This is a genomic window from Pseudomonas putida group bacterium ESBL64 (assembly GCF_045277175.1).
Taxonomy (GTDB): domain Bacteria; phylum Pseudomonadota; class Gammaproteobacteria; order Pseudomonadales; family Pseudomonadaceae; genus Aquipseudomonas; species Aquipseudomonas alloputida.
In genome coordinates, this window is sequence record NZ_CP145799.1 from 5,410,898 (window position 1) to 5,433,492 (window position 22,595).

General features: G+C 56.0%; 16 protein-coding genes. 2 read left to right on the forward strand and 14 right to left on the reverse strand.

The features are described 5' to 3' along the window. Nucleotide 1 precedes the first annotated feature (1 nt). The 7 genes from V6093_RS24520 to V6093_RS24550 form a co-directional block, all read right to left on the reverse strand. Entirely contained in the window at nt 2–2,146 is a 2,145-nt protein-coding gene (locus V6093_RS24520) for a capsular polysaccharide biosynthesis protein (RefSeq protein WP_406669648.1), read from the reverse strand. Continuing rightward, nucleotides 2,146–2,712, reverse strand: coding sequence for an N-acetyltransferase (locus V6093_RS24525; protein WP_012053362.1), 567 nt, complete (start codon nt 2,710–2,712; stop codon nt 2,146–2,148). The genes V6093_RS24520 and V6093_RS24525 overlap by 1 nt, the downstream gene beginning before the upstream one ends. Before the next feature lie 4 nt (nt 2,713–2,716). Further along, nucleotides 2,717–4,252 (reverse strand): LTA synthase family protein, encoded by a 1,536-nt coding sequence (locus V6093_RS24530; RefSeq protein ID WP_406669649.1) that lies wholly within the window; start codon nt 4,250–4,252, stop codon nt 2,717–2,719. 7 nt (nt 4,253–4,259) lie between these two features. After that, nucleotides 4,260–5,036, reverse strand: a complete 777-nt coding sequence (locus V6093_RS24535; RefSeq protein ID WP_406669650.1) for an SDR family NAD(P)-dependent oxidoreductase — start codon at nt 5,034–5,036, stop codon at nt 4,260–4,262. Next, on the reverse strand, nt 5,033–6,352 hold the full coding sequence (locus tag V6093_RS24540) for a capsule biosynthesis protein (RefSeq protein ID WP_121783907.1): 1,320 nt from the start codon (nt 6,350–6,352) through the stop codon (nt 5,033–5,035). The genes V6093_RS24535 and V6093_RS24540 overlap by 4 nt, the downstream gene beginning before the upstream one ends. Further along, on the reverse strand, nt 6,292–8,313 hold the full coding sequence (locus tag V6093_RS24545) for a capsular polysaccharide biosynthesis protein (RefSeq protein ID WP_406669651.1): 2,022 nt from the start codon (nt 8,311–8,313) through the stop codon (nt 6,292–6,294). Before V6093_RS24545 ends, V6093_RS24540 begins: the two co-directional genes overlap by 61 nt. 300 nt (nt 8,314–8,613) lie before the next feature. Next, nucleotides 8,614–9,672, reverse strand: coding sequence for a phosphotransferase (locus V6093_RS24550; protein ID WP_341783257.1), 1,059 nt, complete (start codon nt 9,670–9,672; stop codon nt 8,614–8,616). A 642-nt stretch (nt 9,673–10,314) separates the two neighbouring features. Here V6093_RS24550 and V6093_RS24555 point away from each other — a divergent pair. Together V6093_RS24555 and V6093_RS24560 are read left to right on the forward strand one after the other, a co-directional pair. Continuing rightward, nucleotides 10,315–11,247, forward strand: a complete 933-nt coding sequence (locus V6093_RS24555; RefSeq protein WP_190870071.1) for an SIS domain-containing protein — start codon at nt 10,315–10,317, stop codon at nt 11,245–11,247. 479 nt (nt 11,248–11,726) lie between these two features. Next, nucleotides 11,727–12,848, forward strand: a complete 1,122-nt coding sequence (locus V6093_RS24560; protein WP_341783256.1) for a right-handed parallel beta-helix repeat-containing protein — start codon at nt 11,727–11,729, stop codon at nt 12,846–12,848. A gap of 82 nt (nt 12,849–12,930) precedes the next feature. Here V6093_RS24560 and kdsB read toward each other — a convergent pair whose 3' ends face one another. The 7 genes from kdsB to V6093_RS24595 all read right to left on the reverse strand — a co-directional run bounded on the left by kdsB (nt 12,931) and on the right by V6093_RS24595 (nt 22,550). Continuing rightward, nucleotides 12,931–14,217, reverse strand: coding sequence for a 3-deoxy-manno-octulosonate cytidylyltransferase (kdsB, locus tag V6093_RS24565; RefSeq protein WP_341783255.1), 1,287 nt, complete (start codon nt 14,215–14,217; stop codon nt 12,931–12,933). A gap of 29 nt (nt 14,218–14,246) precedes the next feature. Beyond that, nucleotides 14,247–15,089 (reverse strand): 3-deoxy-8-phosphooctulonate synthase, encoded by an 843-nt coding sequence (gene kdsA / locus V6093_RS24570; RefSeq protein WP_190870073.1) that lies wholly within the window; start codon nt 15,087–15,089, stop codon nt 14,247–14,249. Nucleotides 15,090–15,138: 49 nt separating this feature from the next. Continuing rightward, complete coding sequence (gene galE, locus V6093_RS24575; RefSeq protein WP_341783254.1) at nt 15,139–16,155, reverse strand: UDP-glucose 4-epimerase GalE; 1,017 nt, start codon at nt 16,153–16,155, stop codon at nt 15,139–15,141. Between the two features lie 445 nt (nt 16,156–16,600). After that, nucleotides 16,601–19,126: a glycosyltransferase gene (locus V6093_RS24580; RefSeq protein WP_341783253.1), complete on the reverse strand. Its 2,526-nt coding sequence runs from the start codon at nt 19,124–19,126 to the stop codon at nt 16,601–16,603. A 9-nt stretch (nt 19,127–19,135) separates the two neighbouring features. Beyond that, nucleotides 19,136–20,332: a polysaccharide pyruvyl transferase family protein gene (locus V6093_RS24585; RefSeq protein WP_190870075.1), complete on the reverse strand. Its 1,197-nt coding sequence runs from the start codon at nt 20,330–20,332 to the stop codon at nt 19,136–19,138. Nucleotides 20,333–20,362: 30 nt separating this feature from the next. Beyond that, a complete protein-coding gene (locus V6093_RS24590; protein WP_190870076.1) occupies nt 20,363–21,451 on the reverse strand; it encodes a polysaccharide biosynthesis/export family protein in 1,089 nt (362 codons plus the stop codon). After that, on the reverse strand, nt 21,444–22,550 hold the full coding sequence (locus V6093_RS24595) for an ABC transporter permease (protein WP_190870077.1): 1,107 nt from the start codon (nt 22,548–22,550) through the stop codon (nt 21,444–21,446). The genes V6093_RS24590 and V6093_RS24595 overlap by 8 nt, the downstream gene beginning before the upstream one ends. Nucleotides 22,551–22,595 lie beyond the last annotated feature (45 nt).

The window sequence follows — 22,595 nt, forward strand, 5'->3', positions numbered from 1 at the left end:
TCTAGTCCTTTGATGGGGCCAATGGCCGGCCACAGCCGAGCATGGTCCGGGTATAGTTGAGCAACGGCGCCACTCGCCGATAGGCCACCGGCGCCGGCTGGGGCGCGCTGAGGCAGGCGAGGGCGTGCCAGGCATCGCAGGGCAGGTCTTGCTGGACGTCGGCATAGCGCGCATAGCGCAACAAGGCGCCGGCTACCAACTGGTCCAGGGTTAAACGCCGGGTGCGGCGGGGCAAGGGCTGATGGTCCTCGGTCAGGCCCCAGCCGGCATAGAACGGCGTGCCATAGGTGACCACCGGCAGCCCGCGCAGCAAGGCCTCGAAACCAGCGGTGGAACTGAGCGTATGCAGTGCATCGACCTGGCCATACAGGCTGGCGATGTCCACACCCGCCAGTACCTGATCGGCCAGCCCCACCAGCTGTGCCGGGGCGATGTGCCCGCGGCGCTTGCCGGCTTCCACGTCGGGGTGTGGCTTGTACAGAATCCAGGCATCCGGCAACCGCGCGCGCACCTGTTGCAGCAGCCGCAGGTTGCACCCGGCACCACCACCGCTGCATAGCGCCGAGGCATCATCCTCGACCTGGCCCACCACCAGTACCCGCAGTTGCCCCGGCTGCCCTAACAGCGCCGGGCGCACATTGCTGCGCAGGTTGAACTTGCTGGTGCCGCTGGCAACGATCTGCGCCCGCAAGCGCGCCGCTTCGGCCAGGCATGGGGCGTCGAATTCGCCATGCTGCAACAGCTGCTCCAGGTCGCTGGCAGACTGCGCATCGTAATGAATGCCACCCCGGTCCAGCACCAGTGACAGCGCCGGGCTGTTGGTCGCCCCCAACCCCGTGGAGCGCAAGAAACCATCCTCGACCCGCCACACTGGCACCCCCGCCTGGCGCGCACGTTCGGCCAGGCCGGCCGGCTCGCGCGCAGCCCATACCAGCAGCCGACCCTGTTCGGCCGCTACCTGGCTTATCAGGTGCGGGCTGTCCACGCTGAAGCGCAGCTGCCCCCAACGGCTTGCGAAAAAACGCCGGATGTTGTGCTGCTTGTGCCGCTTCACGCCCAGCACCGTGGTAGGGCCGGCAAACGCAGCATCGCGGGCTTTCTTGCTGGCCAATTGGCGGGCAACGGTCAAGGCATCGGTCAACTGGCCGCTCAATGGGTCGACATAACGGCAGTAACGCACATAGGCCGCCGCCACCAGTTGCACAAGGTCTGGTCGTGCCTGCCGGCGAGCAATGGCCATGCGGTCATCGGTCAGCCCCCAGCCCGCATAGAACGGCAGCCCGAAGCAGGTGACCGGCACGCCCTGGATCAACGCCTCCAGCCCGGCCTGGCTGGTGCCCACGTACACGCGCCGGGCACGCCGGGCCAGTGACGCCCAGGCTACCGGCCGCGCCTCCAGCGTTACCCCGCGGGCCCGCGCGGCATCCAGCAGGCAACTGGGCTTTTGCCCGCCCAGGCAGTCCGGGTGAATGCGCACGCGCACGTCGGCATCCGGGTTTTCTGCCAGGGCCTCATCCAGCATTCGCACATAGTCGGCTTCGCATAGCCCGCCGCCCGGGATCGAATAATCCCCGGCAGTCTGGTCCACCACCAGCACCAGCGGCCGCTCGCGGCCCAGCGGGTCGTCGTCGGGCAGGTCCTGGGCGTTGTTGTACTTGCCGATGCCGCTGCTGCGCATCAAGGCAATCAGTTCGCGGGCGCAATTGAGTTCGTATGCGCTGAGCGCCTCGGGCTGCTGCAGGATGTTTTCCAGCAGCGAAGGGCGGTCGGCCAGGTAGTGGATGCCCACCGGGTCGACCACCATGGACATTGGCGTATCGCCCTCGATGCCCAGCGAAGAAGACCGCAAAAAGCCGTCTTCCAGCGCAATGTAGGGCAGCCCCCAGCGCTGGCACAGCACCCGGGCATGGGCCGACGACTGCTTGTAGCCGATACCGGCAATGGCCTTGAGCCCCTTGGGCGCCTTGCGGCCGCGGCGCCACAGCCAGAAGGGCGGGCCTTCCGGGCCGAGGAACTGCGGCAGGTGCAGGACCTTCCAGGCCACCCATTGCGACATGATGCCGACCCAGCCGGTGCCGTCTACCAGGGCATCGGGTGGCGAGTAACCTTCGGGCGAGTGGGGTGCAAAGGGCGGTGTGTTGTGCATTACACGGCCCGCCACATGTTGCGCACCGGCGGGAACGGCACCCAGCGCTTGCGGCGCAGGGCAAAGCCATTATGCAGGTACAGGTGCTGCGCCCGATGATTGCTCAGCGGCACCTCCAGCTCTACCTGGGTAAAGCCCTGGCCGGCGGCGTGCGCGCAGCACGCCTGCACCAGCGCCGAGCCTACGCCGTGCTGGCGTGCGGCCTTGCTGACCCGCAGCCCGTACAGCAAGAACGGGTAGCGCCATTCGCGCAGTTCGCTCAGGCAGAACCCAATAAACCGCACCCAGCCGCTCAACAGGCCAAACTCACGCACGAACGGCCGCCAGTGCCAGGCAAACGGCCCGCGCCGGCCATGCTTGAATGCGGCAAAGCCCAGTGCCTGCTCGCCGTCGAAGGCCAGCAGCACTCGGTCCCAGTGGATAGCCGACCCCAGCAAGCGATAGCGGCAGGCCGTATTGCCAATCAGGAACGCCAGCGACCCCCGCCCCTCGGTCAGCAAGCGGGCCAAGGCAGGGTCTGCGGCACGCTCCGGCGACAGGTCCGATCCCAAAACGATACGCACCACGTTGTCAGGCTACCCCGGCACTGGCCATGGGCGTGTCCTGGCGGGTTGCCGGCGCCAAGGCATGGCCCAGCAATGTGCTGGAAAGCTGCTGCACTGGCATTGGCCTGGCCCCGCAGCCAGGCTGGCGGCGGTTGGACCACACCAGGTAGTCGGTATCACCCGCGGGCGCGCCAACAGCCTGGTACACCTCGGGCAAGATCGGCACATGGTCACCGAAGAAGCACAGCAGCGCCTCGTTCGGCTGGGCCAGCAAGGTTTCGCGCAGCATGCCCAGCATGCGGTCGGCATTGCCGATGTGCCGCAGGTAGGGCGCCAGGTCTTTCATGCCCGGTTGCAGCGGGCGGTCGAACCAGGCGGGCAGCTCGTGCGCGGCTACGCTTTCCAGGTGCAACGGGCCATGGTTTTCCATGGTGACCGCATGGATGAACAGCGGCTGGGTGCGGCCTGGCGCCTGCAGCAGCGCGCGGATTTTGTCTGCCACGGCGCAATCACCAATGAACGGCCCGGCCTTTTGCGAAGCGTTGAACGCCTTCACATCGATGAATTCATCAAAGCCCAATGCCGGCAACACCTTGTTGCGGCCATAGAAACCACCATCGTACGGGTGGATGCAAATGGTCCGGTACCCCTGCGCCTTGAGCCTGGAGGCGATACTGGGCAGGCCTTGGCGGGCCAGCACCCGGTACGGGTTGAAGCGGTGCACGCCCAACCGGTCGGCAGGGATGCCGGTCAGGTAGGCGAACTCGGTCCGCACCGTATTGGCGCCCCAGGCTGCCACCTGCAGTTTGCCCCGGGCCAGCGCCTGGCTGGCCAACAGGTCGTACTGGTCGAGCACTTGCGAGCGCACGCCAGGCCACAGCCCACGCACATCGAAGAACGACTCGCTCTGCACCGAGACCAAGTCCGGCAGCGCCCCGGCCTGGGCCACTGTCGGCTGCGAAGAGGCCGGCACAGCCCCACCAGCAAACGGCGAGCCCAGCCCGTCCCGGTCCACCGGCGCCCGCGCCGCCCAGAAGTACCGCCACAAGCTGGCCGCCAAGCCCCAGCCACGCACATCCTGCTCGGCATCAAAGCTCGGCTTCACAGGCCGATGCCCCAGGCGCAGCAAGCCCAGGCCCAGCGCCAACGGCAGCAACGCCTCAAGCCGCGCGCCCGCCACCTCGAAGTTCAACCCCGCCCACAGGTAAACCAGAAAGCCCACCGCCAGCAGCGCGGCCTTGCCAAAGCCAAAGAACGGCAAGTACAACCGCGGGAACTTCACTGCATCGCTGAAATACTCGAAATCTGCACACACAAACGGCTCGCGCAGCGAGTGATACTTGGCGTTGCTGACCAGCACGATCAGCAGCCACAGCAGCAACACATTCACGCCACTGAACAACGGCCGCGCCGTCAGTGCATACAATAGCCCGAAGGCCACACACCACAGCCCCGCGTGCAGCAGCCAGCAATCGGCCGGGCGACGCAGGGCAGGGCGGGGAACCAGCAGGCGCTCGACCGCGACGGTCAAGCCCAGGCCGATCAAAGCGACCGGCAACATGGAAACATCAATCACTGTACTTCAACCCACGCAGGATCATCGAAGAAAGCCACTGCGGGATAAGCCCCAGCAGCCAGGTGCCCAGGTTGAGCGGGAACGGAAAGCTGATACGCGCCTGGTTCGCCGCCAGCCCGCGCTTGATACGCCTGGCCGCTTTGTCGGCGGTCCACAGAAAAGGTTTAGGCCCGGGCATTTCGAAGCACATCTTCGACTCCACATACCCCGGCACAATCACATTCACTTTCACCCCTTCGGGCGCCAGCCAGTCGCGGATGGCCTCGCCGTACACCCGGATGGCGGCCTTGCTGGCGCTGTAGGTCGGTGTGACCGGCAAGCCACGCCAGCCCGCCAGCGAGCTGAACAGGGCGATCTGCCCGTCGCCACGGCTGCGCATGGCGGGCAGGGCGGCCTCGACGGTGGCCAGGGCGGCCATCACGTTCACTTCCATCAGGGCGCGGCTGTCGTCCCAGTCTTCCGCTTCGCCATTGGTGCCCACGGCGGTGTTAAGCCCTGCGCCCACCAGCACCAGGTCGGGCTGATGCTGCTCGCTTACCCGGCGCACCATGGCCCGCAGGGCGTCCAGGTCGCGCACGTCGAGGGCTTCCAGCAGCACCTGGGCACCCAGGGCGCGGCATTGTTCGGCCATTTCGGCCAGGCGGTCCTGGCGCCGGCCTTGCAGGATCAGCGTCACCCCCGGGGCGGCGTAGGCAGGCGCCAGCGCGCCACCGATACCGCCTGTGGCGCCGGTGATGAGGATGCAGCGGGGTGAGGCATGCGAACTCATAGGTATTTTTCGATTCTTGAGGTTTTCGCCATCAGCACTTCCAGGCAGTTGGCCACGGCCATGTCCATGCCGCAGGCGGTGTAGAAGCCGCCGTTGACCTGGGTGGTGTGGATGACCGTGTTGCGGAAGCGTTGAAACAGCGTGTTGTCGGGCGCTTCGGGCTGCTGCCAGAAATCATCCAGGCCGCCCTGATGGGTTAGCCCCGGCATCGCGTAGATCGGCTCGGCCAGCGTGCAGGTAGGGCGGTGGTGCAGCAATGCAGAAGCCCCTGCGGTACTGTTGACGGTGATCATGCCGGTGATGTGGGAGAGCAGCGTAGGCATGTGCCCGCTTTCCATGAAGTCGACACGCTCGGCCACGTCGTACTTGCGCGCCAACTGCTCGGTGACCTTGCGGTAGTTGACCAGCCCAGGCGTCAACGGGTGGTTTTTCACCAGCAGGCGCGCATCGAAGGGCGCGTTGAGCGAGAACGAGTCGATCACATGCTCGATCACTTGGGTCATGTTCTGGAACGGCGAGTGGTCGCGGATTTGCGCATCGCTGTCCAGCTGCAAGGGCAGCAAAAACGTGGGGTGCCGCTCGCGGGCCACTTCGGCCACCAGCGCGTCGTCATGCACACGGGCGCGCAGCAGGCGCATGCCCTGGCGGATAAACCCGGCGTACTCCATGGCGGCGTTGAACGGGGCATGGGTGCGGTAGCGCGGGAAGCACAGCCGGTTCAGCGCGCCGCCGGCATGGTACAGCACATCGTGCGTGGCACGTGCGGCGAACGACAGCTTGAACGGGTTGCCATTCTGATAGCGCGGAATGTACTTGCCCACATCGCGGTACCACTGCGGGTCACGTGGCAAACGCGAGTTGTTGTTGACCCCGTCGCGCTCCAGCGTCACCCAATAGGGCCGAAAATAGCCTTCCTCGAACACGTGCACGCGAATACCCGACAGCCGCGCCAGGGTCACGGCCGGGCGGTGTACCGGGCGGCAGTCGCCGAACAGCACCAGGTCGGTGATATCCAGTTGGCGGAACACCCGTGAATACCAGGCCTCCATGTCTTCCGGGGCGTGCGGGCAGGTCAGCTGCGCGCCGCCGGGGCCGTACAGGGCGTCACCGACGTTGAAGCGCACACTGTGCACTCGCTGGCCGATATCCCGCAGCCCCTTGGCAAGGCGGCTGAAGAAGGGCGAACTGACACCCTGAAGCAGCAGAAAATTGTGTGACGGGATACGCAGCAGCGGACCACGCGTCGCCCTTGCATTCAGTTGGTCGGGCGCTTCATGCCCAACAAACTGCTCAAGCGTCGTTTCAAGTCCTGCCATCGGGAGGGAGCTCCAGGCTGCGGTAAGGCGTGCCAATTTTGTAGTTCGTATAAGGTTCGTTCGGCGGTGGTGAAGCGGTTGGTCACCAGGCTTACGTAAGTGGGGTAGAGCAGCAGCGTGCCCGCTACCAACTGGTCCAGCGTCAGTTGTCGGCTGCGCCGTGCCTGCACCGGTGCTTGAAGGTCCATGTCGCGGGTCAGCCCCCAGCCGGCGTAGAACGGCTGGCCATAGGTCGTCACCGGCACACCGCGCAGCAGGGCCTCGAAGCCCGACTGCGAGGTCAGCACATGCAATTCGTCGACCACTTCCAGCAATTGCTGCAGTGGCGTATCGCCGATCACTTCATCGCACCAGTGCACGGTTTGCGCTTCGTCGTCACCGCGGGCGCGCGTGCCGGCCAATACCTCTGGGTGGGGTTTGTACAACACCCACGCATCAGGGTTTTGCTCACGCACGGCGCGCAGCAGTTGCAGGTTGCTGCGGATACGGTTGCCGCCAAAGCGGATGGACGCATCGCCCTCCACCTGGCCAGGCACCAGGATCACCCGTTGCGCATGCGAGGGGCGCTGCCAGCTGGCGCCGGGCAAGTTGTACTTGGTCAGCCCCGCCGCGCAGATGGCCAGGCGCAAAGCATGCGCGCGGGCCAACAACTGCGGGTCGAAGGGCTCTTCAGCCAGGATGCGCTCCAGGCGCGAAGGCCGGGTGGCGTCGTAGTAAATACCCAGGTCATCGACCACCCACGACAACGGTCGCGCCTTGCCGGCGCCCAGGCCGACCGAGCGCAGAAAGCCGTCTTCCACCCGGTTGACGGGCAGTGGGTGGGCGCTAAGGTGGGTGTCGTGCTTGCAGCCCCAGGACACCACGGGCAAGTCTTGCGCCAGCGGTTGCTCGGGCTTGACGAAGCGAATGGCCGCGCCATTGAAAAACAGGTTTGCCAGCGGTTCTTTCCAGCGGCTGAAACCCAGCATCTGTACGGTGTTTGGCAACACGCTGCGGTGCCGCCGTTGCAGGCCCAGCCAGTTGATCAGCACCTCTGGCGTACACGGCTGACCACGTTCTGGGCAGACATAGCGTGGGTAGGCCACCAGGCTGGCATGAATCAGTTGCGCCAACGGCACAGGCTTGCGGCGTGAAGGTGCCGGCACGCGGTCGTCGGTCAGCCCCCAGCCGGCATAGAACGGCATGCCCCAGGTGTGCACCGGTACGTCCCAAAGCAAGGCATCGAAGCCCAGTTGCGACGTCATCACGAACACTGCACGCATGCGTGGCAGCAAATCGGCCGGGTGAACATTGTGGGCCAGTACCTGCACCCGCGGGTTGCCGGCCAGCGCTGCCAGGTCGAAGTGCCCGGCCTTGCGCCCGGCCACCACGTCGGGGTGCACCTTGAGCACGATGGTGCTATGCGGATAGCGGGCCAATGCCGCCTCCAGCATGGCCCGGAAGTCGCTGGCCCCTGCACCTTGCAACGAGGCATCGCCACAGGTCTGGTCGGCCACCAGCACGCAGTCGGCCGGCAGCGCTGGCAGTTCGATGCGTGCGTCGTTGTACTTCGACACCCGTTGCTGCTGCCACAGGCTACGTAGTGCCAGGGCGCGTTGGGTTTGCTCGGCGTCGAGGGGCGTGGCGATCAACTGTTCGAGGCGGGACGGCTGGGAAGCGTCGTAGTAGACGCCCACGTCATCGACGATCAGCGACAGGGGCGGCTCGTCGGCGCCCAGGCCCACGGAACGGATGAAGCCGTCTTCCAGCGTGAGAACGGGCTTGCCAGCCTTGTGCGCCTCGGCCATTGCCTTGATGGCGCTTGGCTTGCGGCCCCAGGCCATTACCCAATCAGCGAGCTCGACATCGCGCACAGCACCGCTTTGCAGCGCGAATTCGGGCAGCAAGGCAGGCAACGTACTGATGCGCTGGGCTCCTTTTGACAGGATCAGCAGGCGAGGGCGGGGCGAAGCGTCGTCCATATACGTGGAGCGGCATCCATTCAGCAAAGGGGCGGCATGGGCTTATAGCCCTGCGGGTCCGGTGGAAACAAAGGATGGCGAATCTTAATACAAATTCACATTTGTAGGCGTGCCGCTGGGCAAAAATCGCGAAAAGAAATTAGACGATATGTGCAGATGATGACCTATGGCATCAAAATGACATCTGATCCCGACAAACTCCCCGAAACCGCGGCGTACCACGCCGCTTGGGAGCGTAACGCACGCCTGTAGGAGCGGGTTTACCCGCGAAGCTTTTTCCCCATGGGTACAAAAGCTCATCTACTCCTGCTCCAGCATCCCCAGCAAATAGTGGTATTTCTCCAGCAATAACCCCATCCGGTCGCGCTCCTTGTACTCAGCGACCGTTTCTGGGCGCAAGCAATGGAACAGCGCTGTGAGGAGGAACACGTAGCGCAAGTTCCCTAGCGCCTGTTCCACATCGAAGCGCTCCGGCAGGGCTGCCCGATACGTTTCGATGAACTCGGCCTGTGCTGCCAGGAATACCTTCATGTCCTTGCGCCGGAACAGGCTGCCCAGGTAGGCCCCGCCGTCAAAGCCTATGCGCCCAACCTTTACCTCGCTCCAGTCGATCAGGTGCAGTTGGCCATTGTCGACGAACAGGTTTTTGCGCAGGTAATCCATATGGCTGATGCAGCGTGGGCTGCGTCGGGCCTTGGCTGCCATGTCGCGAGTTACGGGTAAAAAGGCCTTGAAGCGCTCAGCCAGCCCGGCAAAGCGTTCGTCTTCAAGACCGAGTTGCGCCAGCGCAGGAAGGCAGCGGGCAAAATTGAATCGCGGGCGCAGCAGGAACCAAGGCCTGAAGAAGTCCATGCTCCAGTACAAGGGCGCTTTGGCGAAGGGTTGGGACTCGAGGTAGTCGTGGCTCAGCCTTTCAAGCTCGGCAATGCCAAGCGCCAACTGTTTGGCGATCGCATGCATACGTGGGGGAACACCCCGGACGAATTCGGTAAATATCAAGCTTTCCCAAGGCGTATCGATCACGCCTATGCAGGCGGGGTAGTGAAAGTGCGTACTTCCCGCCAACATCCCTTCGGCGCGGTGGAAGCGCGCCTCCTGGCTGCTGATAAACGCCATTTTGCGGATCGATTTTTCCACTATTTCGACGGGTTGCCCGGTGCACGGATCCTTCAGCCGATGGTGGTGCACATAGTTAACGAAGGATGCATTTGCACCCAGGACTTCGGTAGTGATCTCCAGCGTTTTCTGGCCCCAGTGGGGGGCAAGGGCTTGGAGATGGCTCTCGAGTGAGGCGGCGTGCCAGCGATAGAGGTTCTTGCCTGCTGGGTGCCGTCGTGTAGAGGGATTCATAACATCCATGTTGCCACTGCCATACGTCCAATTTGAAGCTGAGAAAGGGGGGTATGCTGCTGTATGAGCGGCCTGTGTACAACGAAAAGTTACAACAAGATATTGATTTGGAAGGGAAGAGAGGGCTGAACGCCTTATGGTTCAAGGGGTGCCGCTGGCATCAGGGCTTTGTGCAGGCCAAGCGATGCCTCCCGCTTTTTTGGTGTCGTTACGCACGAGGAGCGACACCAGTATTTATCTGGTGGCGCGCCGAACAGGCCAAGTGGCTGCATAGACAACAAGCCTTCACTGATGGTCCGAGAGCTGCGGTTTCCACGTCTAATCACTTAATGATTTGCGTCGGAACGAGTCCAATGGCTAGGGCGTTCACGCGCAATCAGGCCGAGTTGGCACCTTGTATAAGGCACTCTTGCGAAGTTAGTTAACTGGTTGCCGGGTGTAAAAGCCTGCAGAGGCTGGGGTGTGAAGAAATAGATTAAATTTGATATCTCAATGCCATCATTGGCGCAAAGTCGGCGCTTAGTTCTCTGTTCTGCTAGCGTCGCCGCCAGTCAGATTGCTCTGAGACTGGGGCTTCCGCACTATGCTTCCAGCTGTAAAAACCTTAACATTCGCGCCTTCGTATACATTCAGCTGTCGTCAGGGACGAAAATGAATCACCTCAGCATCGCCAAAGAAGCCCTTATCGCTCAAGCTCAAGCCGTGACTCAGTTGGCCGACCGCCTGGATGGCGAGTTCCAGAGCGCCGTTGAACTGATCCTTGGTTGCCAGGGGCGTACCGTGGTGTGCGGCATGGGTAAATCTGGCCTGATCGGCCAGAAGATGGTCGCCACCTTCGCATCCACTGGCACCCCCAGCTTTTTCCTGCACCCGGCCGAAGCCTTCCACGGCGACCTGGGCATGCTCAAGCCGATCGATGTGCTGATCCTGATCAGCTATAGCGGCGAAACCGAAGAGCTGATCAAGCTGATTCCTAGCCTGAAGTCTTTCGGTAACAAGATCATCGCCATGACTGGGAACGGCAAATCTACGCTGGCCAAGCATGCAGACATCTGGCTCGACATTTCGGTCGAGCGTGAAGTCTGCCCAAACAATCTGGCTCCTACCACTTCGACGCTGGCGACTATGGCCATGGGTGATGCCTTGGCAGTGGCGCTGATTGAGGCTATCCAGTTCAAGCCAATGGACTTCGCTCGCTACCACCCCGGTGGCAGCCTGGGTCGCAAGCTGCTGACCCGTGTTTGTGACGTCATGCACTCGCCGGCACCTGTTGTTGCTCCATCTACCAGCTTCCATGATTGCTTGCTGGTCATGACTCGTAGCCGCTTGGGCATGACGGTGGTGATGGATAACGACAAGCTGGTCGGTATCGTTACGGACGGCGACCTGCGTCGGGCGCTGTTGGAAGACGAGAGCGTTACTCAAGCCTCGGTTGAGCAGTTCATGACCGCCAGCCCACATACTATTCGCGAGGATTCTCAGCTTTCCGAGGCTGAGGCCTACATGCTGGACAATAAGATTCGGGCGTTGGCTGTAACTGACGCTGAAGGCGCTGTTGTGGGTGTTGTGGAGATTTTTGACTAAGGTTTCCCTCGTTCCTTTTAGAAAAGCCGGTATGCAGCGCATACCGGCTTTTTTGTTATTCAGGAAGTTACGGGATAGACAGAAACAATAACGTCAGTTTGATAGTTAAATTTCGTGCGATTGAACACATCTACAAACCGGCATGTTGGTGCACGACATTAATAGATTTCAACCCCTTTGGAGGGTTTTTCTGTCATAGCGATCAGTCCTGATGGCGACGACCTTCTGATCGATCTGATCATCCTATTTCTAACTTTAGCGGCTGTCGTCAGTCCTGTACCACCGTCCCCGAACCGCTGGCGCTTGATTCATGATCAACCCACTCCTGGCGGTGTGATCTGGTTGAGCGTGGAGCTGCAGCGCGTGCTGACGGAGCGGCTAGCTGAAAAGATATTCATCTGAATATTTGGCGTGGTTTACGGTCTACACTCATGTCGCTGGAATAAAGTGCCTAGACTGCAATTGGAGAGGGAGTTGGAATGAATAGTTGTAAGATTGTAAGTAAGTTTCTCCTTGTGGGGGTGGTGACCGCTTTATCACAAGGATGTCAATCTGTCTGGGCTGAAGAGCCGAGTAAGTTTTGCGAGCTACCCAATAATGGAGTGCTTTCCGGAAATGTCAGGTTAGACGGTAGTTGTATTTACAATCAAACTATCACTATTAATAAGTCAAATGTTGAGGTTGATTGTAATGGGGCTACCCTAGATGGACAAGGAAAGCAAAAGTATGGCGTTCTTATTAATAGTAAAGGGCGTCCGCTAAGTGATGTGTCTGTGTCTAATTGTAATGTCAGGAATTTTTTGGCTCAAGGCGTATTGGTCACGTCGGGAGTGCCAGATGCGAGAAGATCGAGTGATAGAGATCTGAATTACTCGGTAAGTCCAACAAGGATAACACTGAAAAATCTAGTGGTTGAGCGATCAGGTGGGGTCGGCGTTTTTCTGCACAGCTATGTAACGGATGTGACTTTGTCGGGTTCGAAAATATTAGACACGAAAGGTGTAGGGATTTATCTTGAGCATAGTTCAAGGGATAATAAATTAATAGGGAATATTATCAAGAATAACGGGGCGTGGAATGGGCCGAAGACCGGCCAAAGAGAGGGTTTAGCAATAGATTCTTCTGCGCGAAATCTGATTCAGGGAAATAAATTTATTGGTAATTCGGCGGGTGGAGTATTCTTGTATAAGAACTGTGGTGAAAGGTTTAGTCAGGGGCGCTCTGTTATTCGTTGGCAGTCTAGCAATGATAATATCATTAAAAACAATAAGTTTTATGATGAGAAGGTTGGTATCTGGGTTGCATCTAGGCAAAGTAGAAATCAGAAGAAAAGTGATTGTGGCGACAGGCCTCTAGATTCTGAGGGTAAATATTTTGCAGATTATGCTAATCATAATACGATTCAAGGTAATGAATTTTGTCGCAATAAGCTTCCGATAAAGGTAGAGGGGGATAATAATATTGTCACTGGAAATTATTCGGATATTAAAACGCAAAAGTGGGTTTCCCAGCCAGAAACGATGAAGGCGCGTCTTACTGGTGTTCAAACTTCAGGGAACATAATTGCAAATAACAATTTTGAAGCGTGTGGTGGCGAATAAGTCTGCATATGCTCCAGTGGTGTTAACTGGGTGCTTATATACTCATAAGGGCAATAAGATGACTCTTATTGCCCTTGAGTTTTTACTGAGCCATTCTTGCCATGACCTTGGCGTACTCTGCAGCGCTGCCAAGAACTGCACCTTTACCCTGTGCCATAAGAATAGCGTCCGCGACCTCGCGGAAAGCACCAGTGCCACCGGTTGCTGAAAGTATCCGGGTTGCAGAAGCCTTCACGTACTCAGGGGCGTCAGCTACCGCAAAAGACATTCCGCAAGCGGAAAAGGCAGGTAGATCAATACAGTCATCGCCAATACAAGCCGTCTGCTCGACTGTTGCACCGGCTTCATTCATCAATTCAAGGCAAGCAGATGCTTTGTCCTTAACACCAAACTGACAAAGAGTAATACCTAAATCAGTTACGCGCTTGCGTAATGTCGCAGAGTCCCGCCCTGACAATACGGCGACACGAACACCATTTTCTTCCAGTAAGCGCATGCCCATGCCATCGCGTACATGAAAGCGCTTAAGGCACTCGCCGGTGGAATCGTAGTAAATTCCACCATCTGTTAGGACACCGTCAACATCAGTTATTACTAACTTAATATGCTCTAGAGTTGGCTGCGGCGTGAATGATTGGCCGGTCATTAGGGCGCGTACCCGTTCTAAACATTCAGGTGTATCTACCCCTGGGCCCGTGGGTTCAACGAGATAAGCGCGAATACAGTATCCAGCCGCCAGTAAGCGAAGTTGCTCTAACTTTTCCGCATCCTCAATCATTGGCGTTGGGAGTTTAGAGTAGTCGATTAATACTTGTCGACGATACCCATAAACGCCTACATGCTTCAGATAGCTCGTTGCCACATTATCGCGAGGGTATGGGATAGGTGAACGGCTGAAATAAAGTGCGTTGCCATTATTGGCCAGCACGACTTTGACTGTGTTCGGCTTGTCTGCTTCTTGTGCATCAATGGTGTGGCAGAGAGTGCCAATGTTAACATTGGCATCGTCAAGCATTCCGCGTACTAATAGTTCAATATCGGTTGGTCGAACTAATGGTTCATCACCCTGCAGATTTATATAGATATTGGCATCGATTTTTGACATTACTTCTGCTAGGCGGTCAGTGCCGGAAGGGTGATCTTGCGAGGTCATCACGCACTCTCCGCCAAAACCCCGAACGGTATTGGCCACCCGCTCGTCGTCAGTTGCAATGACAACAATGTGGGCATTTCTAACCTGCAGGGCACGCTCGTAGACGTGTTGCACCATCGGTTTACCAGCTATATCAGCCAATGGTTTACCTGGCAGTCGGGTGGAACCATAGCGAGCTGGAATTACAATTGCAACACGCTGCTCAGTAGTTGCCATCATTACCGTCCTTGTTGCGAAAAGCTTGGTTACGAAATCGTCAATGGCTCAAAAGATTTAACCAAATCATCCAGAGCTTTTATCTGCGCCAAGAAAGGCTCCAATTTATCAAGAGGCAGCGCGCTCGGGCCGTCGCATTTAGCTACGGCAGGATTTGGATGCGCCTCAAGGAAAAGGCCTGCCAAGCCTACGCCCATCCCTGCGCGTGCCAAATCCACTACTTGCTCACGTCTACCGCCGGAGGCGGCACCGGATGGATCACGATTTTGCAGAGCGTGAGTGACGTCAAAAATAATCGGAAGATTGTTGCAGCTACGCTTCATTACTCCGAAGCCGAGCATATCTACTACCAAGTTGTCATAGCCCATGCAGCTCCCACGATCACACAGGATTAGTTGGTCGTTACCTGCCTCCTGGAACTTCTCGACAATGTTGCGCATCTGCGAGGGGCTCAAGAACTGAGGTTTTTTGATATTCACTGGTTTCCCAGTTTTTGCCAGTGCAACCACAAGGTCTGTTTGGCGGGCAAGGAAAGCAGGCAGCTGAAGTACATCCACAACTTCAGCTACGGGATCCGCTTGGTAGATCTCATGAATGTCGGTAATGATCGGTACACCGAACTCAGCCTTCACTTTCTCAAAAATTCGGAGACCTTCATCCATGCCTGGACCGCGATAAGAGTGGATAGACGAGCGATTTGCTTTATCAAAGCTGGCCTTGAAAACATATGGAATGCCAAGTTTTTCAGTGACTCTTACGTACTCCGCGCAAGCGGTCAAGGCCAAGTCCTCGGACTCGAGAACGTTTATGCCTCCAAACAATACAAAAGGTGCATCGTTAGAGCAGCTGATTTTATCGCTGATTTTGATCATTTAAAATTTCCTTCCCTAATAGTGTGAGAGTAGAACGTGTGCTGTACCGCTAGTTTAAGCTGTAGCCCTTCGGATTGCTATACTGCCAATTCCAGTGGTCTTGACACATCTGCTCTATTCCTAATTTGGCTTCCCAGCCGAGGATATCTTTCGCTAGCTTAGGGTCCGCAAAGCAGCTTGCTACATCGCCTGCTCGCCGAGAGGCAAACTGATAAGGAATGTCTTTGTTAGACGCAGTTTTGAAGGCCTCCACAATTTCTAGAACGCTATAGCCCACGCCCGTTCCGAGATTAATTTCCAGGCACTGGGAGGCACCAATTTGTTCTATGGACTTCAGGTGTCCAAGCGCCAGATCGGTTACATGAATGTAATCCCTTACGCCTGTGCCGTCTTTGGTTTCATAGTCGTTGCCGAAAACCGTAAGCTTTTCAAGTTTTCCTACGGCAACTTGAGCGACATAAGGCATCAGGTTGTTCGGCGTGCCCCTTGGGTCTTCACCAATACGGCCGCTAGAATGTGCGCCAACCGGATTGAAGTATCGAAGTATCGTTATGCTCCAGCTTTCATCGGAAGCATACAAATCTCTTAAGATGTTTTCAATAATGAGCTTGGAGCTGCCATACGGGTTTGTAGTAGAAAGAGGGTGGTCCTCTGTGAGTGGTAGGAATTGAGGTTCCCCGTATACGGTGGCTGAAGAGCTAAATACAAGATTTTTTACATTGCATTTGGCCATTGCTTGAAGTAGTTTTACAGTGCCGGCGACGTTGTTCTCGTAGTAGGAGAGTGGGTTTTGAGTCGATTCACCAACAGACTTCAAACCAGCAAAATGTATGACAGTATCGCACTGATATTTAGTTAAGGTCTCCTCGATTGCTTGTTGGTCAAGGATATTGCCATATACATGTGTCACTGGTTTTTTCGTTATTTCAGTGATTCGTTCAATTGCGACGGGGGAGCTGTTGCAGAAGTTGTCAAAAATTACGACTTCATGGCCGGAGTTCAAGAGTTCTACACACGTGTGGGAGCCAATGTAGCCAGCGCCGCCGGTGACTAAGATTTTTCTCATTTAAACACCTTTAATATGGTTTTTCGTGCTTTGGAGTGGCCTTAGAGTGGCTTGCTCGATATGGTTATATCTGATTGAGTGTGCTAAGGGGGGGGGCAAACTTGCGGGGTGGATATGGTATTAAAATTAGAAGTGTCGTTAGTCACTCTATATTTGACTTAAAGGGAGGGGATTAACCCACCTGCCAATGTGGTGATTGGTGATAATATCTGGTTCGCGGCGCATGTTTCGATATTGAAAGGTGCTTGAATAGGGCCCAACTCAATCGTAGGGGCGCGATCAGTAGTTTCGAGTAACTTCCAGCAGGGCAATGAGGAAGTTGCTGGAAATCCAGCCAGAATTGTTCGTTCAGGTGTGACCTGGGATAGGGAACATCTGGGCTGAAATTTTAAAGAGCGTGATGTGACACCAGGCCCCCTCTTTATCAGAGGGGGCCTGGTAGGACTTACATGGTTACAGGGAATGGTGCACTGGAGGTCAGCGCTCTCCGCCAAGCCGGAGCGGTCAGCGAGCGAAGGCGTTTAGCCAGATTTTTGTTGTCCGGTGCTAATTTACATGCAGCAGTCAGGTAAATTATCGCAGAGTCTTTCGAGCCAGCAGAGATGTGAGCTTCAGCCGCAGTCCGCAGCGTTTTGATATGAGCAGGGTTTAGTTCAACTGCTCTATCGAACTGCACTGCTGCTTCAACAAAATCGCCACGTAGATAATGCTCTACACCAAGTCGAACGTGATCGTTGTAGCCAAGTGAGTCACTGTCATTGTCCAGGCCGTTATCTCCATTTGCAGCGGCTGGCATATTAACAGGCGCTGCCACTGGAGCTGCCACTGGAGCTGCCACTGGAGCTGGAGCTGGTTTAGCTCCCGAAGCCTGCACCGCCGCCACAGCAGGTTTAGGTTGTTCAGGTTTGCTGATGGCCGCTGGTGTTGACTTAATCGCTGCCGGCGCTGCAGTTCCGTGAATAACTTGTCCTGATCCGCCCTTATATCTATCAAATATTGGGCTGGTGGTAGGTATAACCGAGAAAGTTTTCTGCAGCTTGCGGGTATTATCACCGAAGCCGCGGAGTTCATAGTAATTGATCTCGGTTGTCGCGGTGATTGGAGTTCCGTCCTCGTAGCGCACGCGACGCGTTACCATTTGGCCAAATGAGTAGAAGTCGAAGCGTAGGTACTTGATGAAACGCAATACCTTTTCGTAATCAATCTCAAAGCCGCTTTTTATCAGTGTTGCCGCTTGCTCAGGATCTTTAACGGCTACGCAAAGACCTTCGTTAGCATACCAAGAGTCCCCGAATACATACAGTGGCTTACCATACATCATGGCATATATGCCGGTGCCCGAGTTGATTAGCGCGACTGCGTGGCAAATATCCATAAGGTCATGCATGTTTATGTCATGCACGGCAATTGCGCCAGGGATCTCAGGTAGGGCATCTTCTACAGGGTGTTTCTTGTAAAGGATTTTCCACTCTGGCCCAAGTTCTTCAACAAGCGAGCAGATTTTCGCATGGAAGTTTTCATAACTTTCGATTGGGCCCGAGAAGTTACGTATTACCGTGTCGTTGGGTTGCTGGAACGGTACGAAAAGAACTTTGGTTTTTGCGGTGATGCCAAGTTTCTGGCGTAGAACGAATGTATCAATCCGGTCAGACTGTTTCTCGAGATTGTCTTTGCCTTCTTTGACTTCTTCGATATACGCGATAGTCTTTTCGTGGTCAGCTTGGCTCAGAGGTACGTTCCAGAGCACCTCGTCATAGCTGCAACTGTCATTAAGGAAGCCATTGCGGTCATGGTATACGGCTCCTGGCAAAGCGCCACGCTCAGCAACAATGATCGGGAAATCGTTTTCTCGGCACCAGTTGTAGAATGAGGTGAGTTTCTCATGACCATAAGGATTACCGAATACAATACGGTCAATATCGTTTTCTAGAACGTAGTCGCCAAAGTCGTCGGCAGTTTCGAAGTCGTCTTTCGAAACTTGGACGATTTTGCCTAGGTAGGGTGCAAACTCACGTTGGCAAGTGAAGGGGTTTTTTTGCAGTAACAGAGTTTTCCCGTGTTCGAAACCAGGCAGCGGATCATGCTCCAATCCGGTTTTAACGAATTCTGCCATGCGGTGCTGCAGGTAGCGCAGATTGATATCTTTGCGGCGATGGTATTTCGCCTCAATCGGATGGGGCGAATGGAACATATAGATGCCTTTGGAGGCCATCCAGTCCCCGTAAAGACGATAGGTGGCTTTCCATCCGTCGTACTTACAGATCTTCATGAAGTTACCGGCCATCGAAAGCCAGTTACTTGGAAGTGGGAATTTACGAACTTTTCGGATTAGTCGTGTTGCAAATTCGTAGTCTTCAAAGCCCCAGCCTTCGAATTGCTCATCTTGGCCGCCGCGCGACAGATAGTAGTGTCTGTCGAGTACAACTACAGATGTGCCTGAAGAGAACTTCTCTATCTCGCTGCTGTTGTCTTTCAGCATAGAGTTGATGAAATATGGACGCCAAAGTTCAGGATGCATATTTTGCATTTTGTCAAATCCAAGCTCCGTCAAGTAAATGACTGGGAGCATGAGGAATTGATCAACTTGGCTTTGAAGGTCAGTAACTTGAATCTCGCGCAGGATGTCCTTAAAGAAGCCTGGATACGGAATCAGGTCGGCATCCAAGAACATCAGGAACTGTCCTTTCGCTCGCTGAGCTGCGTAGTTCCGAGCTCTAGCTAGGCTAAAGTCTTGGAAAGGCTTCGCACCAGTCCGGTAGACAGTAGTGATTTCACTCGCCCGCTTTTCTATCTCCTGGTAGAGCTTGTCAGGAGATCCGTCGTCGATGACTATAAAGTCAACGCCAGCAGGTAGCTCGGTGTCGAGTTTGTAGTAGTTGATCCGGTCCAGCAAATCCATGCGCTGTTCAGTCAGACGTAGCGGGATTATCACTGTCAGAGTTGGACTGTTTTGCTCAGCTGCGATATTCATTTAGACAGTTTATACGCTTTGGGAGATTCGATTAGTGAGTTTGAGATCGCTATCTTTGATGGCTTTCTCAAAGTTCTTAAGGCGGTGCTGGTAGATTTCGTGGAAGACGCTGATGGAATGCTCCGTCAGCTTTTCTTCAACGGCGGCTTCAACACCTACACTTGCCAGATAGTCCAAAGAGCAGGAGGTAATGCCGTGGAACCCTGTAAGCTCTTCAATTCGTGCGTCGGCGAAGCAAATCAAAGCTGGAACACCTGCTTGGATTGCTGCAACACCGCCGTGGATGCGCTCGCCAACATACACGTCATATTGGCTGCAAGCTTGGCGCCATGAACCGCAATCAACAAAGGAGAAAAACTTCTCAAATGGAGATTTACGACCGGTTTTTTGCTCAATTAAATCATTCAACATTTGAGCGTTAGGCTGCTGAAGCGCTTCGTTGAATGAATCTGGGGTATCAAGGATATCAGCAAATTGCTTTAGCTCGCCTTGGAATACATAGTCAGCGCTATGCTTGTCGAAGGCTTGCATAAGCTTATGGCCGCGGCTCTTTTTGTAGTTGCTGAGTGCGAGATGGCCAGCTGTAAGAATCTTTTTGAGATCCTTTGGCGGCTTAATCGAGAGCACATTCTTGGGATAGGCGAACATGCTTGGGCAGCCGATAGCTGCAGCATTTTTGATGCCAACACTACGTACCCATTCGAGACTGTTCTCGCCGCGCACGCCAAACAACTCTGCTTTCTTGTCCAGCGATTTCAGAAGATTTAGGATACTGCTATCAACTGACGATTCATCGCCGAGTGGGAGGGTATCTTGAAGGCCAATCCCGACGCACCATACCTTGATGGTCAAGTTGTCGATAAGCTGTGCGATACCAGGCTCAGTAGCGTCATCCCTTAAGATGTTGGACATTGTCAACATCAAGCCGTCGAAGCTTTCATTCAACGCTTTGGCGGCTTGTTCTGGAGAGCCGTATGCTTTAATGAATCGGAAAAGATCAATTTGGCTCGATTCATTTCGGTTAAAGTCCAGCATTTGAATCATCGCGGAACGATGAATCATATTTCCGTTGTTTCCAACTAATTCTGAGAACTTCAAGTGTTCTCTAAGTGTGTTGCCAGCAGACAGCGGGACACCTGTCTGGAATGGCAGCGCCTGCTTGGGCGGCGTGCTAGTGCCAGAAATTCTTGAGAATGCAATGCGCATAATGGCTCCCAAATATTTTGAGTTATGGAGTTAATTGGCTGCGCCAACTGCACGGCCGAGCAGCATTGTTTGGACAATAGGGCTGATGACCTTTTGCCATTCATAGACTGCAGCGTTTGTTACATAGATTGTATCATCAGGTTTTACCGCGATCTGTCGCGCATAGAAAAGGGCTGCAGGATCGCGCATGTTCAGACGAAGCACGGTCGGCTTACTGTTACCAGCACCCATGCGGAAAACGAAAACACCCTCTGGGTTTGCGTTTGACTCACGCAAGCCGCCTACACTACCAAGCGCATCAAGCAAACTTGTATTCTGACTAGGCAGATCCTTCAAGCCGGGTTCGCCTACGGCTCCCATTGCTACAAAACGCTGACGTGCACGATCTAGTACTACTTCCGAGTTAGGTCTCAGCACCATATTGTTGCCGGCAAGGACATCTTCATAGTTGAACTGCTGCACCTGCGTGCCAGTGCGTACGGTCACATTAACTAAGTGTGGCTCGAGCACTGGGCCGCCGGCCTGGTTAACCGCATCCAGTAGTGTCAGGGGACCTTGCAGGGTGCTGAAGCGTCCTGGAGTTTTCACTGCGCCTGCAACCAAAACCGAGCCCGACAAGTCGCCAACCAGTTCAACATGGGTTTGAACGTCAGTTGTAATGCCTTTCAATTGACGGCGAATCATTGTTTCGACCTGGTTAAGGGTCATGCCTGCCACAAATTGGCGACCTACATATGGCAAGGACAGCATGCCTTGGGCGTCAATACGCGATTTCAGTTGGGTGCCGCCGCTTGCCAAGGGAGCAAACAGTGCAGACTCTGCTGGAGCGGTATCTGCAATCAGCACATTCAAGGTATCGCCAGGCGCGAGGCGTACCTCTGGTGACTGTGGCTTTGTCACAGTCGCGAGGGAGGCGCGCGGTGCATCCGCCAGATAAGGACCGATCGTACTGGCATTAATATCCACGAGGTTGTAAGTCTCGTTCTTGCTCTCAATCGTGCCCTTGTATGGCCCGGCACCAGACATGGTGCCACCGCAGCCAGCCAGCCCCAACGTAGCCAGCGCCAAAGCTGCCAGTTTCAAATTGAATGTCTTGGTGACAGCCAGGGATTTAATCACGATGATCCTCGATCGAAGCCAGAATGAAGCGGGTGATGCCGTACAGCATCAGTAGGCCAAGCAAAATGGTTGCCAAGTTGTACCAGCGCTCTGGGTAAAGTGCGAGCTGTGGGGTGTTAGGGCTGACTACGGTTACCAAGGTGCGAATCTTCTTGCTTGCTTCCACGCGGGCATTATCGAGCGCGGCAACAGCGGTCTTGTAGGTTTCCTCGGCGATGCCGGCGTCCAGGGTCAGTTGCTGGAAGCGTGAAGCAACCACGTTAAGCTGCGAGCCTTGAGGGGACGAAACCAGCAAGCGCTTCTCTTTGGCCAATTGACGTACAATGGCTTCAACCTTCTGCTTCTGCTGGCGGACTTGCGGAGCGTCAGCGCGCAGCTTGAACGACATCTCGGTTAGAACGGCCTGTTCCTTGGTGTACTGGCCTTCCAGGTCGGCAATGATGGTGGCGCGGCTTTGTGCAGAGTTGCCGCCGTCCAGTACCTTGTTCTCATTCTGGAAGTTCAGCAGCTGTGTCTTGCGCTTGGCGTAGTTAACGCGCGCGTTCTCCAGCTCGCCTTGAGCAAATTTCATCTGCTCGCGGGCAATGTTGTGGCTGACCTCGTTGACGAAGTGTTCGCTGGCCTGAAGGATGACACGCAGCATTTTCTCGGACAGTTCAGGGGTGAATGCCTGAACCTCAACACGCAGCAAACCGGTGGTTTCGTCGTAGTGGGCCGAAACCATGCGCTGGTAGTACTTCAACAGGTCTTCGCGCGGTGCGTCCTTGTTCAACCAGAAGAACGCGTCGCTCCGCTGGGCTGCGAATTGTTCAATCCACTGCACCTTGTCTTCAAGCAGCAGCATCATGTCCATCGATGTGATGTATTCGCGCAAGTAAAGGGTTTCTTCCCGAGAAGCCGGGTTGGTACCGGTTAGCAACGTGGCAAGGCCCGGCATCTGGGCACCTTGGTTGCCACCGTCTTGGCGGACGACGACTTGGGCGGAACTGACAAAACGATCAACGGCAAAAAAGCCGTAGTAAACCCCTGCCAAGATCATTGGTAAAACCACCATGGCGATCGCCAGGCGCCAGCCCTTTTTATTACCCGTACTGCTCATAGTTGGATGCATCCTTGAAGTCGAACGGTGTTGCCTAATGTGGGA

Coding starts and splice junctions, on each gene's coding strand:
- V6093_RS24520 (WP_406669648.1), bottom strand. CDS start 2,146: ATGCACAACACACCGCCCTTTGCACCCCACTCGCCCGAAGGTTACTCG.
- V6093_RS24530 (WP_406669649.1), bottom strand. CDS start 4,252: ATGTTGCCGGTCGCTTTGATCGGCCTGGGCTTGACCGTCGCGGTCGAG.
- V6093_RS24535 (WP_406669650.1), bottom strand. CDS start 5,036: ATGAGTTCGCATGCCTCACCCCGCTGCATCCTCATCACCGGCGCCACA.
- V6093_RS24540 (WP_121783907.1), bottom strand. CDS start 6,352: ATGGCAGGACTTGAAACGACGCTTGAGCAGTTTGTTGGGCATGAAGCG.
- V6093_RS24545 (WP_406669651.1), bottom strand. CDS start 8,313: ATGGACGACGCTTCGCCCCGCCCTCGCCTGCTGATCCTGTCAAAAGGA.
- V6093_RS24550 (WP_341783257.1), bottom strand. CDS start 9,672: ATGGATGTTATGAATCCCTCTACACGACGGCACCCAGCAGGCAAGAAC.
- V6093_RS24555 (WP_190870071.1), top strand. CDS start 10,315: ATGAATCACCTCAGCATCGCCAAAGAAGCCCTTATCGCTCAAGCTCAA.
- V6093_RS24560 (WP_341783256.1), top strand. CDS start 11,727: ATGAATAGTTGTAAGATTGTAAGTAAGTTTCTCCTTGTGGGGGTGGTG.
- kdsB (WP_341783255.1), bottom strand. CDS start 14,217: ATGGCAACTACTGAGCAGCGTGTTGCAATTGTAATTCCAGCTCGCTAT.
- kdsA (WP_190870073.1), bottom strand. CDS start 15,089: ATGATCAAAATCAGCGATAAAATCAGCTGCTCTAACGATGCACCTTTT.
- galE (WP_341783254.1), bottom strand. CDS start 16,155: ATGAGAAAAATCTTAGTCACCGGCGGCGCTGGCTACATTGGCTCCCAC.
- V6093_RS24580 (WP_341783253.1), bottom strand. CDS start 19,126: ATGAATATCGCAGCTGAGCAAAACAGTCCAACTCTGACAGTGATAATC.
- V6093_RS24585 (WP_190870075.1), bottom strand. CDS start 20,332: ATGCGCATTGCATTCTCAAGAATTTCTGGCACTAGCACGCCGCCCAAG.
- V6093_RS24595 (WP_190870077.1), bottom strand. CDS start 22,550: ATGAGCAGTACGGGTAATAAAAAGGGCTGGCGCCTGGCGATCGCCATG.